Origin of the sequence: Pseudonocardia sp. CA-142604 (assembly GCF_050948475.1) — a bacterium.
GTDB lineage: Bacteria > Actinomycetota > Actinomycetes > Mycobacteriales > Pseudonocardiaceae > Pseudonocardia > Pseudonocardia alaniniphila.
On sequence record NZ_CP192045.1, the window covers coordinates 8,011,201 to 8,023,162 of the forward strand.

Annotated in this window: 8 protein-coding genes, 1 pseudogene and 1 riboswitch; of the genes and pseudogenes, 4 read left to right on the top strand and 5 right to left on the bottom strand. The window is 72.3% G+C overall.

The genetic code is table 11. The features are described 5' to 3' along the window. Positions 1 to 71: 71 nt before the first annotated feature. Positions 72 to 671: a maleylpyruvate isomerase N-terminal domain-containing protein gene (locus ACQPZQ_RS36245; protein WP_433288506.1), complete on the bottom strand. Its 600-nt coding sequence runs from the start codon at positions 669 to 671 to the stop codon at positions 72 to 74. A 300-nt stretch (positions 672 to 971) separates the two neighbouring features. Between ACQPZQ_RS36245 and ACQPZQ_RS36250 the strand changes: the two genes are divergently transcribed. After that, positions 972 to 2,861 carry a GGDEF domain-containing protein gene (locus ACQPZQ_RS36250; protein ID WP_433288508.1) on the top strand — a complete coding sequence of 630 codons (1,890 nt, stop codon included), beginning with the start codon at positions 972 to 974 and terminating at the stop codon, positions 2,859 to 2,861. An 18-nt stretch (positions 2,862 to 2,879) separates the two neighbouring features. On the opposite strand, the gene ACQPZQ_RS36255 is transcribed toward ACQPZQ_RS36250, so the two are convergent. Then, positions 2,880 to 3,632: an alpha/beta fold hydrolase gene (locus ACQPZQ_RS36255; RefSeq protein WP_433288510.1), complete on the bottom strand. Its 753-nt coding sequence runs from the start codon at positions 3,630 to 3,632 to the stop codon at positions 2,880 to 2,882. A 161-nt stretch (positions 3,633 to 3,793) separates the two neighbouring features. Between ACQPZQ_RS36255 and rpsT the strand changes: the two genes are divergently transcribed. After that, on the top strand, positions 3,794 to 4,054 hold the full coding sequence (gene rpsT / locus ACQPZQ_RS36260) for a 30S ribosomal protein S20 (RefSeq protein ID WP_433288512.1): 261 nt from the start codon (positions 3,794 to 3,796) through the stop codon (positions 4,052 to 4,054). Between the two features lie 86 nt (positions 4,055 to 4,140). Here the strand turns inward: rpsT and holA are convergent, their stop codons facing one another. Further along, on the bottom strand, positions 4,141 to 5,118 hold the full coding sequence (gene holA / locus ACQPZQ_RS36265; protein WP_433288514.1) for a DNA polymerase III subunit delta: 978 nt from the start codon (positions 5,116 to 5,118) through the stop codon (positions 4,141 to 4,143). Between the two features lie 128 nt (positions 5,119 to 5,246). Then, a riboswitch (SAM riboswitch) is annotated at positions 5,247 to 5,363 on the top strand. 8 nt (positions 5,364 to 5,371) lie between these two features. On the opposite strand from holA, the gene thrC reads away from it, so the two are divergent. Continuing rightward, positions 5,372 to 6,643 carry a threonine synthase gene (gene thrC / locus ACQPZQ_RS36270; RefSeq protein ID WP_433288516.1) on the top strand — a complete coding sequence of 424 codons (1,272 nt, stop codon included), beginning with the start codon at positions 5,372 to 5,374 and terminating at the stop codon, positions 6,641 to 6,643. A gap of 193 nt (positions 6,644 to 6,836) precedes the next feature. Here thrC and ACQPZQ_RS36275 read toward each other — a convergent pair whose 3' ends face one another. Continuing rightward, complete coding sequence (locus ACQPZQ_RS36275; RefSeq protein ID WP_433288518.1) at positions 6,837 to 7,250, bottom strand: hypothetical protein; 414 nt, start codon at positions 7,248 to 7,250, stop codon at positions 6,837 to 6,839. A gap of 665 nt (positions 7,251 to 7,915) precedes the next feature. On the opposite strand from ACQPZQ_RS36275, the gene ACQPZQ_RS36280 reads away from it, so the two are divergent. Further along, positions 7,916 to 9,298, top strand: a complete 1,383-nt coding sequence (locus tag ACQPZQ_RS36280; RefSeq protein ID WP_433288520.1) for an MFS transporter — start codon at positions 7,916 to 7,918, stop codon at positions 9,296 to 9,298. A gap of 330 nt (positions 9,299 to 9,628) precedes the next feature. On the opposite strand, the pseudogene ACQPZQ_RS36285 reads toward ACQPZQ_RS36280, so the two are convergent. After that, positions 9,629 to 11,956, bottom strand: a pseudogene (locus tag ACQPZQ_RS36285) (ComEC/Rec2 family competence protein); the annotation flags it as partial. Positions 11,957 to 11,962 lie beyond the last annotated feature (6 nt).

Here is an 11,962-nt window from a genome sequence, read left to right on the forward strand (position 1 = left end):
GTCCTTCTATCGTCCCATGCGGCGCGGCGGGCACGGCGGTGCCGGTCAGCGCGACGGCGCCGACGGTCCGGCTACGCCGCCGGGTCGCTCCCGTCCCATTCGTCGAGGGGCGCGCAGTGCCATCGCCAGCCCTCGCGCCGCGGCCGCTCGCCCAGCGGTGCTCGGCCGTTGCACCACAGCAGGACGGCCCACGGATCGGGGTGGCCGGGGGCCCACGGAAAGAGCCGGTGCACCACGCGGGCGGCAAGCGCCGGGTCCGGCGCGAACGGCACGCCGAGCCCGGCCGCGGCATCGGCGGTGTGCACCAGGATCTCGTCGCACCCCATCGCGGCGAAGCCGGACGCGTCGGCGAGCCCGGCCGGATGCCAGCCCCGCTCCGACGCGGGAGTCACGGTGACGACGGCGGCAAGCACGGCCGCGTGGGCCTGCACGGTCGCGAGCAGCCCGGCGGGCGGCGTCTCCGGGCGCACCCGCAGGTCCATGGTCGACAGCTCGGAAGGCCCCGCCGCCGCATCCGCGGCGTACCAGAGCAGTGTGTCCCCGACGTGCGCCACGGTCTCGGCGACGCTCATCCGAAGGTCACCTGCCGGTCCCGACCAGTCCTGGCCCCTGGTCTCGCCGAGCACGGCAGCGCAGACCGCCGCCGCCTCCCTCAGGTCCGTCGCATCCACGACCGGAACGTATCCGGCATATCGATCCGGTCGATCATCACCACCCGTTTCATCTGCACCAGGAGTACCGCCGGATTACGACGATCGGCTGTTTTTCGATCACTCTCCGCGAAGAGTGCAGCACGGCCGAAACCCGAACTCCCCGCTCGAGCGGATCACGTGCCACCATGGCGAGATCGTGCGGTCGCGGAGCGACGGAGGAGCTCCCGAGCCTCACGCGCGCCGGAACCCCAGCTCCGGCGTTCATCCGAGCAACCCGATGGCCCTCCAGGGGAGCGATCTGTGATATCGCGCTCGTCCGTGGCGATCACTGCCCCGAGCGAGTGCGCCCTTGTGGCAGGTGAGCCCAGCTGCCGGTGCTCGCAGGACGCCCACGGGCTCACCGATGAGGAGCTCATCGTCCGAGCCACCGACAAGTTTCGCTGGCAGCAGCGGGCGGCCGCCGAGGGGCGAGCCGCCGCGCGTGTGGGGCTCGACGCGTTGCTCGTCGCCGCCCGTCACGACCGACCGTCCACGCTGGTGTCCGAACTGCTCCGGATGTGCATCATGATCCGGATCTACGACCCCGGCCTCACGATTCCGGGCCACGGCGAGGCCGACACCGTGCGGACGGAGGTCGAGACGCTGCTGCAGGAGTACACGGAGCTCGCCGAGCTCGACAACGACCCCCGCAGGCTCGGCGAAGCGGCCACTCTGCGCGCACTTCGCACCAGCACCTTCTGCCAGGGGGAGAACGCCCTCGCCGACACCGCGGCGGCGCACGCCATCCTCACCGATCTCGCTGCCCCGATGCCGGGCGAGGATCCGAAGGAATGGTCACGTCTGCTGTCGCGGAGCCTCAACGGGCTGGTCCTCCTGCTCCTCAAGCTCGGCTCGCACGAGCTGGCCGACGAGGTCTCGCAACAGGGGATCGCGGTGACCGAGAGCGGCGGGGTTCCGGCGATGGACCGCCTCATCCACCAGCTCAACCGCGTGCGGCTGCAACTGTCGTGGGCGTTGCGCCTCGAGCGTGGTGGGCGGGACGCCGCCGCAGCCACCCGTTTCGTCGGGGCCGCACAGGCCGCCCACGCGGCCGCACAGCTCTGGGGCCCCGCGCACGGGATCCACGACGACGGGTCGGCGGCCATCAAGGGCTGCTCGATCATCAGCACCGCCTACGCCCTGAAGCAGCCGACACCCGACCAGATCGACCTGCTCGTCTCCCTGGAGGCGACCACCCACTTCACCGAGGACCGCATCATGCTCGCCATCGCCACGGCGCGCTGCTTGCTGGTCGCGGGCCGTCCCGCAGCCGCGGCCGCGGCACTCGCACCCCTGCAGCGGGAGCTGCGCATCGCCACCCCGGATGCGGTGCTCACCCTCGCCCTGCACCGCGAGTTCGCGAAGATGGACGGGATCGCCCACGGCGCACCCCGGCGGCCCGACGCCCTCGCCCGCTACGCCGAGGCCCTGGAGTCCGAGCTCTGGGCGCTGCGCGAGGCACGGCTCACGGCCCTGCGCAGCCACTCCGAGCACCACCGCCTCGCCCTCGAGCACGGCGCGGTGGCCGCGCAGGCCATGCAGGATCCGCTCACGGGGCTGCCCAACCGACGTGCCCTGGACCTGCGGCTCGCCGAGGCCGTCACCACGCCGTCCGCCCAACCGTGCGCCGTCGCCCTGATCGACCTCGACCGGTTCAAGGACGTCAACGACGACCGCTCGCACGCCGCCGGTGACGCCGTCCTCCGCGAGGTGGCGACGTGCCTGCGCACGATCCTGCGCTCGCACGACCTGGTGGCCCGCTACGGCGGCGACGAGTTCGTCGTCGTCATGCCGGCCACCCCACCCGCGGAGGCGCGAGCGGCGCTGCAGCGTGCCGCCGACGCCGTGGCAGCGCTGCCGGTCGAGGTCGCCGCCGGCGTCACGATGTCGGTCGGCGTGGTGCGTGCCCCGCTGGACGGCGACCCCGCTGCGGCGCTCGCGGCCGCGGACGCCGCGATGTACCGGGCCAAGCACGCAGGCGGCAACACCGTCGTCTCCGGCGCGGTCGCCCCGGCCGCAGCCACCGCGGCGGAGTCCGGGCCCGTGCACTCCAACCGCGTCATGTCCACCCTGACGTCCACGTCCGTGGCGGCGTCGAACACCGTGACACCGGCGACGGTCAGCTCGAGAGCGGGACGGCCGAGCGCAGCTACCGTCCGGTCCGAGTAGCCGGCAGACGCCTGCTGGTCACAGCGAGTCCCAGAACTCGGTGAGCACGGCGGCGCCGCGGTCGGGATCCTGGGCCATCCACCAGTGTCCGAGCCCGTCGAGCACCCCCACGCGAGCCCCCGCCCGAGCCGCGGCGCGCCGGCGTTGCTCATCGGTACCCACGAAGTGATCCTCGGTGGCGGTCAGAGCGAGGCCCGGGCGCGCTGCTGCGTCCGGCAGCCGGGCGCCGAGCTCGCGGAGCACCGGCTGGGCAGCCGAGCGGTAGAGCGCCAGGATGCACCGCCCCATCTCGGCGTCGAAGCCCGGAGCGACGCGCCGCGCCACCCCTGGGTCCATACCGAGGTCGACCAGGCCTCCAGCGAGCTCCTCGACGGGAATGGCGAGGCGAGCCTCGATCGCCTCCTCGCCCTCGCCGGGTGTCTGCCAGACCTGCGCGAGGTCGTGCCACACGTAGTCGGGGTCGTAGATGCCGATGACGTCCGAGCACCAGCTGTGCAGCAGGTCGGGACGGCTCATCGCGACGTTGAGCACATGGCCGCCGCCCCAGTCGTGACCGACCAGGTCGACCGGTTCACCGATCTTCTCCAGCTCGGCCACCAGCCAGTCGCGGTACTCGTCGACGGTCGCCGTCCACCCGTCCGGCACCGGAGCGCCGAAGCCCGGCGGCGACAACCGCACCTGATCGGTCCGACCGCGGGCGGCGAGCCGCTCGCTCAGCAGGTCCCAGATCGCCTCGGTCTCGGGGTTGCCATGCACCAGAACCACAGTCACGCACGTAGCCTAGGCGTCACTCTCGGTGCGGGGGCCCGGGCCGATTTCCGACCGGTCGTCGCCGAGCTGTAGCATGGACCGCTGAGCGCCCGGCGTGAACGCACGATCCCCCGCCGCCGGTGCCGACCGGAACAAGGCGAAGAAGAACTCGAGGCATTCGCGTGGCCAACATCAAGTCCCAGATCAAGCGGGTCAAGACCAACGAGAAGCGCCGCCAGCGCAACAAGTCGGTCAAGTCCTCCGTGCGCACCGCGGTGCGGCGCTTCCGTGAGGCTGTGGAGGCCGGCGAGAACGAGAAGGCCATCGAGCTGCAGCGCTCGGCGGCCCGAGCCCTGGACAAGGCGGCCAGCAAGGGCGTCATCCACAAGAACCAGGCGGCCAACCGCAAGTCGGCGCTGTCGAAGCGCGTCGCCGCGCTCTGATCAGGCTCTCCCAACGGCGCTGCCCTTCGGGGCGGCGCCGTTGTGGTGTGCTCGACAACTCGCCGGCCGCCCCCTGAGGGACGCGCTCAGCGGCTCTCGCGCGCCGCGCAGATGCGCAGCACTGCCCGTTCAAGGGCGTAGCCGGGATCGGCTGCCGCGCCCTTGACGTCGGCGTTCACCTCGGCGGCGGCCTCGAAGGCCAGTGCGAGCGACTCCGGCTGCCAGGCTCGAACCTGCGACTGGGCCTTGCGAATCTTCCACGGCGGCATGCCGAGCGTGCCCGCGAGCCGGTTCGGATCGCCGCGGCCTGCCGCTCCCACCTTGGCCAGCGTGCGTACTCCGTCGGCCAGGGCGTCGGCCACCAGCACCGGCGCCACGCCGAGCACCATCGCCCACCGCAGGGCCTCCAGCGCCCCGGCCCGGTCGCCCGCCATCACCTTGTCGGCCACCGTGAACCCCGACGCCTCGGCCCGGCCCCGGTGGTAGCGGCGCACCGCGTGCTCGTCCACCTTGCCGCCCGTGTCGGCCACGAGCTGGCCCACCGCGGCGGCGAGCTCCCGCAGATCGGACCCCACCGCCTCGAGGATGACGCCCACGGCGTCCGGCGCGATACGACCGCCGGCCCGCCGGGCCTCGGCCCGCACGAAGTCGGCCCGTTCGTCGGAGCGGGTGATCTTGTTGCACATGGTGACGACGGCGCCGCCCTTGCGCAGCGCGTCGGCGAGCGGCTTGTTGCGCGCGCCCCCCGCATGGACCACGACCAGCACGATGCCCTCGGCCGGATCGGCGGACTGCTGGACGATCGCCGCCGCCAGATCCTTGCCCACCTCGTGGGCGGCCTGCAGGACGATCACCCGGCCCTCGGCGAAGAGCGACGGGCTGAGATTGTCGGCCAGGTCGGCCGGTGTGAGGTCGGCCGCCCGATACCGGCGTAGTTCGGCGCCGGGCTCGCCGACCCTGACCTCGGCCACCACCTGCTCGACAGCGCGCTCGACCAGCAGCTCCTCCTCGCCGAGGACGAGGTGCAGCGGCGCAGGTGCGGATGGCGCGGGCACGTCGTCCATGCTCGCGCACGGCACCGACAACGCGTGAGCCGGCTCCCAGATCGTGGGCCACGGGTTGGGATTCGAGTCGATCGTGTCGTAACGTGTCTTGCATCCGGCGGTCCGAACTGCCGGACACAACTTCACATGGCTCATCCAGAGGGGCAGAGGGAACGGCCCGGCGAAGCCCCGGCAACCGGCGATGCGCGATCACGCGTTCGATCACGGTGCCAATTCCGACCCGCACGATGCGGGAAAGATGAGGAGACTTCTCATGACCTTGACTGCCGACGCCTCGGCCACCACCTCGTACGACCTCGGGCCTGCCCGCGCCCTCTCCTGCCGCGAGTGCGGCCACCAGATCGCGCTCGCCGCGGAGTTCGCGTGCCCGCAGTGCTTCGGGCCGCTCGAGGTCGCCTACGACTTCGGCACCGTCACCCGCGAGTCCATCGAGGCCGGCCCGAAGTCGATCTGGCGCTACCGGCAGCTCCTCCCCGTGCCCTCCACCGTGCAGGAGCACCCCAACACCGAGCCCGGCCTCACCCGCCTGATCAAGGCCGATCGCCTGGGCGCCGCTCTGGGCCTGCGCAACCTCTGGGTCAAGGACGACACCGGCAACCCCACCCACTCCTTCAAGGACCGCGTGGTGGCCGTGGCGCTCGCCGCCGCGCGCGAGCTGGGCTTCTCGGTGCTCGCCTGCCCGTCCACGGGCAACCTCGCCAACGCCGTGGCGGCCGCGGCGGCCCGTGCCGGGTGGGACTCGGTGGTGCTCATCCCGTCGTCCCTGGAGACGGCGAAGGTGCTCACCACCGCCGTGTACGACGGCACGCTGCTCGCGGTCGAGGGCAACTACGACGACGTGAACCGGCTGGCCACCGAGCTCGCCGCCGAGCACGAGGACTGGGCGTTCGTCAACGTCAACGTGCGGCCGTACTACGCCGAAGGCTCCAAGACCCTCGGCTACGAGGTGGCCGAGCAGCTCGGGTGGCGGCTGCCGCAGCAGGTCGTGGTGCCCGTGGCGTCGGGGTCGCAGCTGACCAAGGTGGACAAGGGCTTCACCGAGCTCGGAAAGCTGGGCCTGGTGGATGCCACGCCCTACCGCGTGTTCGGTGCGCAGGCCACGGGCTGCTCGCCGGTGGCCAAGGCGTTCGAGGACGGCCACGACGTGGTGCAGCCCGTACGCCCCGACACGATCGCCCGCTCACTCGCGATCGGCAACCCCGCCGACGGCCCCTACGTCCTTGACGCGGTGCGCCGCACCGGTGGCGCGATCGCGCACGTCAGCGACGCCGAGGTGGTGGACGCCATCCGGTTGCTCGCACGCACCGAGGGTGTCTTCGCCGAGACCGCCGGTGGAGTCACCGTGGCCACCACGAAGAAGCTGGTGGAGTCGGGCGCGCTCGACCCCGACGCCGAGACCGTGCTGCTGATCACCGGCGACGGTCTCAAGACCCTCGACGCGGTGGCCGGTCAGATCGGCCCGTCGGCCACGGTCCCGTCCACCAGCAAGGCCGTGCGCGAGGCCCTCGCCGAGCGCGGTCTCTGAGCCCACCGGCCGGGCCTTGGGCCCCTGGCCGCAGGACGCAGCCCCGGGGGACGCTGACCCGGGGGCTGCACCCGGACAGCGCTGCGGGCGGGGAACACGGCGGAGCGGTAGACGCCATGACGGGCTGCGACGTGGAGCCGGCAACGGGCTGCCCTTGCTGACGACCCGCAAGGGTGAGCGCTCCAAGTCGCCTTCAGCCGGGCGAAGTAGAGCAGCGTCGGCCTCGGCGTGCCCGGAACGGAGAACGGCTTCGGCAGCAGGGTGGAGTTGGGCGTAACGCGTAGATCGGGTGCAGGATCGCCGACGCGAGAAGCACCGTGACCACGTCGCCGTCACCCTCGATCAGGACGACGTCGACGCCGCCGCCGCGCAAGGTAATCGCGGTAGCGAGAGTGATGAGATAGCTCGTCCGCCGGCCGGCGAGCCGCTCCGGCCACCGCTGGTCACCCCGCCGCGCCCGGCGCACCCGCGACACCCGGATCTCGGCGTAGCAGGCGTCGAGAACGATCCACGCCGGGCTCACGAGCACGAACGTGGCGAGGTCCTGCCCGGGTTCCTCCGGATCGAGGATGTTCACCACGCTCGCCACGAGCAGCGGGCGTCCCACGGCGACAGTCCCGCAGGCTGCACAGCCCCTGGTTTGTTCAGTGGCTTCCGGTTCGGCGGCCGCGGACGTGGTGTGCTCGTTCACGCTCAGCGAATTCCATGGATCACGACCCCGACGAAGAACAGCGGCGACCCACTCACGAGTGCCCGCATTCCACTGCACCAGGTCACTTCGCGCTCCTGTCGCACGCGGCGGATCCGCAGTTCGAAACAACAACTGAGCGGCCGCGTTTCGCCTTCCCCACCGAAGATCCGTCCGGCTTCGGCCGACCCTTGCCGAGCACAGCGCCGGTCGCCACCGCGCTGCTCAGACCGGAGACGAAGCCACAGAAGCACGCATTCGGCGGGTAACCCGATGGACGACGAAGGATCCGGCCGGTCGGCCGGCTCCGCAGACGGACGGCACGACGACGCGTCCCCAGGCGTCACGAAGCAGAGCAAACCGCCCGGTTCGACCCCGGAGGACGACCGGGACGCCTTCCCGAGTGTGATCCAGAACATTCAATCGCAACATACCCGCGTCAGTACCGTGTGTTTGCCACAACGATTTTCATCCGACCGATCGGATTCACCCGGATCACCGAAGCCAACCGGCATAGAGGTCGATTCCGGCGTCCGACAGAGCGTCATCCCAGTAGCGCAGCGCCAACGACAGAAGGGCTCGCCGTGGCCGACGGGAGTGGTAAATGTGCCTACAGTTCCGTATCCGACAGCGGAACTCCGCGCTTTCCGGATAGACACTCGCGCTCCGCGCATCAGGCCCGCGCCGCCGCCGCAAGTCTCATCGGCACGACGATCGAGTTCTACGACTTCTTCATCTACGGGCTGGCCGCCGGCCTGGTCTTCGCCAGCCGGTTCTTCCCGTCCTTCTCGCCCGTCGCCGGGACGCTGGCATCGCTGAGCACGTTTCTGGTGGGCTTTCTGGTGCGCCCGGTCGGCGCCGTCCTGTTCGGCCACTTCGGTGACCGCATCGGGCGCAAGCGCCTGCTCGTGGTCTCCTTGGTCACCGCGGGCGGCGCGACGTTCGTGACCGGCCTGCTGCCCACCTATTCCGACGTCGGCGTGGCGGCACCCGTGTTGCTCGTGGTCTGCCGAATCATCCAGGGCGTCGGCCTCGGCGGCGAGTGGGGCGGCGCTGTGCTCATGGCTGTCGAGCACGCACCGCCGAACCGCAGGATCGTCTACGGCTCACTCCCCCAGTTGGGCAACCCGGCGGGCCTGGTTCTGGCAACCGCGATCACGTTGCTCTGCAGCACGCTGATATCGAGGGAGCAGTTCCAGGCGTGGGGATGGAGAATTCCGTTCCTCCTGAGCATCACGCTGGTCGTCGCGGGGGTGATCGTGCGCCTGTGCCTGCGTGAGAGCGCGGCGTTCGATCGCGTGCGCGAGTCACGACAGCTCGTGCGGTTCCCCCTCGGGGCACTCGTGCGCAGGCACCCGAGAGCACTCGTTGCGGGCACCCTCGCCGTCACCGCGTCCCCCGCGGTTGGGCTGCTGCTCTCGGTCTACCTCATCCCGTACGGACAGCAGGTCCTGCGCTTCTCCCCCACCGCGATGCTCCTGCTCTCCGGGATGTTCGGAATAACGTTCTTCCTGGGGGTCCTCGTGTCCGCCAGGATCTCCGAACACCTGGGTGTGAGACCGCTGACCGTGCTCGGGCTGGTGTCCATGGTGGTCTGGGCGATCCCGTTCTTCCTCCTCCTCGACAGCCGTTCGTACCCGGCGGCGCTGATCGCGTATGCGGTCTCCGGTCTCACCGTCGGCACGGTGAACGGGCCGCAGGCCACCTTGCTCGCCGAGTTGTTTCCCGCGCAGGTGCGCTACAGCGGAGCGTCCGTCGCCTTCCAGATCTCGTCCGTGCTGGGCGGCGCGCTCACCCCCATCGCCTCGACGGCTCTCCTGGCCGTCGGCGGTGGCAACGGCCTCGCCGTGGCGGTCTGGGTCGTCGGGATCTCCGTGACGAGCTTGGTCTCGCTCCCTTGCCTCCGCCTCGGCGTCGGCGTCGAGCCCGGCGAGGTACCCGCCGCCGAACTCGGAGGCCTCACCTGACCTCCCTACCCGACCCCGGCGAGTAGACCCCCCGTGGGCTTGAGCCGTCGCTTCCGGACGCGAGGAGGTGGTGCGCCCGTGCGCCCCGACACGATCGCCCGGGCAGCGGTGGTCAGCGCGGTCCCTGGGCCCATTACCGAGCCTTGGCCCTGGCCTGGTGGACGCAGCCCCGGGGGGATCACGCTGGCCGGGGGCTGCATCCCGGCGGCGCCGGCGGCACGTCCACCCGACGCGCCGGCGGCCCCGCCGGCCGGCATCGGCGGGAACGCCGGTGGCGCAGCGCTGCGGGCGGGGCACGGGGCGGAGCGGCGGACGCCATGACGGGCCACGGCGCGGAGCGGGCAACGGGCTGCCCCTGCTGACGACCTGCAGGGGTGCGCGCTCGGCGGCGCCGGCACCCGCTGCCACGCCGGCCACGACTGCGATGTCGCCATGGAGGTCGGTGCGCCGCACCGCCACTCCACTCTGCTCGAGGCCGCCGAGCAGGCCGGGATCGGGGTGCCGATACCGGTTTCCCGCACCGACGCTCACCAGCACCGTGCGCGGAGCGACGGCGGTGAGGAAGCTGCCCGACGTGTAGCGAGAGCCGTGGTGTGGCATTTTGAGCACGTCCGCGCGCAGGTCGGCTCCGGATACCAGCAGGTCGGCCTGAGCTGCGAGTTCGACGTCGCCGGTGAGCAACGCGGTGGCCGCCGGCATGGTGGCCCGCAGCACGAGCGAGCCGTCGTTGACCGCCGTGCCGTCGTCGGGATCCACACCGGCAGCCGGATGCCGGGGAGCGAGCACGTCCACGGTGAGCCCTGGCCACCGGAGACGCTGCCCCGCCGTCAGCGCCACGAGAGGTGCGCCGGCCTCCGCTGCCTGGCGCGCCACGGTCCGCAACGCCCAGTGCGGCTCATGGACCGGGCCGACAGCGACTGCCCCTACCGGCCGCCCGCGCACCGCTCCCGCCAGGCCACCGACATGGTCGGCATGCAGATGGCTGAGCACGACCATGGCGATGCCCTCCACGCCGAGCCGGTCGAGGCACGCATCGACCGGTCCATCACCGGGGCCTGCGTCGACGAGCACCACCCAGCCCGGACGGCCGGTGGCGAGCACCACCGCGTCGCCCTGTCCGACGTCGCACGCCACCACGGCCCACCCGGCAGGCGGCCATCCCGGCGGAACGAGCCGCGTAGGCACGAAGACGAGCCCCAGCCCGACGAGCACCGCGAGCAGCATCGCTCTCCACCGCCGCGACCGGCCGAGCACGAGCAGCACGATCACCAGTCCGCCGAGCAGCAGGGCACCTGTGAGCCCGTCGGGCCACGGGAGCACGGCACCCCGCACGGCCGCTGTTCGGTCGGCGACCTGGACGAGCCATCCCACCGCCGGCCCGGCCAGCCAGGCGCACGCCTGCGCCGGTGCGGAACCGAGCGGCGACAGCACCGCGGCAAGCACGCCGAGCACGGTCGCCGGGGCGACCGCGGGCACGGCGAGCAGGTTGGCGACCACCGCGATCGGGCTGACCGCTCCGCTGAGCCCGGCCACCAGGGGCGCCGTGACGAGGAACGCCGCGGCGGGGACCGCGAGCGCCTCCGCCGCCCATGTGGGCACGCCCCGCCGACGCAGTGCGTCGCTCCAGCCGGGTGCGAGGAGCACCAGAGCGGCGGTGGCCAGCACGGACAGCGCGAACCCGGGGTCGACGGCCAGCGCCGGATCCACCAGCAACAGCACCAGCACGGCCACGGCCAGCGCTGGGAGCGCGGAGCGGCCCCGCCCGAGCGCCAGTGCGAGCAGCACCACCGCGCCCATCGCGGCGGCTCGCACCACGCTCGGCGACGGCCGGGCGAGCACCACGAACCCGGCAATCGCCACGGCGCTCAGCGCTGCGGCGAGCCGGGGGTCGGCTCGCAGCAGCCGCAGCAGGGCCAGCACCGCGCCCCCGACGATGGCGAGGTTCGCGCCGGACACCGCCAGCAGGTGGGTGAGACCCGCAGCCTTGAAGTCGGCCTCCACCTCGGAGGTGAGACCGGCGGTGTCGCCGACCGCCAACCCGGCAAGCAGCCCGGCCGGTGCAGGCGACAGCACGGCGGCGGCGGCCTCGCGGAGGCCGCTGCGCAGCCCGCCGGCCGCGTGCTGCCACCACGGCGCCGGCGTGACCTCGTGGGGCGGCCCGCGCACCCGCAACACGGCGATCGTGAGATCCCGGCGCCCTGCGGGGGCCAGCAGGCCCTCGGCAGTGGCGCTCTGTCCCGGCAACAGCCCGGCCCACCCCTCGGCGGGTGCGATGAGCAGCACCCTCCCGCCGGCGCTCCAGTGGCCGGCATCGACCTGCGCCCCGGCCAGCACGGACGGGATCAGGACCTGCCCGGCGGTGCCAGGGCTGGAACCGTAGGCCTCGGTGCGGATCGCCCGCGGGTCGTCGCGGAGCACCACCCGCAGCGTCGCCGCCGCTCCCCGCTCTGCGGGCTCCCGCAGCGGATGCTGGACGAGGAGCAGGGTGTGCGCGGTGGCCACCACAGCGGCGGCTGCCGCACAGCCCGCGGCGGCCAGCACGGCGGGTGCGCCACGCCTCGGTCGCAACGCCGGCATCGCGAAGACGGCGAGTATCACCACGGCGGCTGCACCGGCGCCGAGAGCGACGACGGGCCCGAATCCGATCCCGATCAGCATGACGGC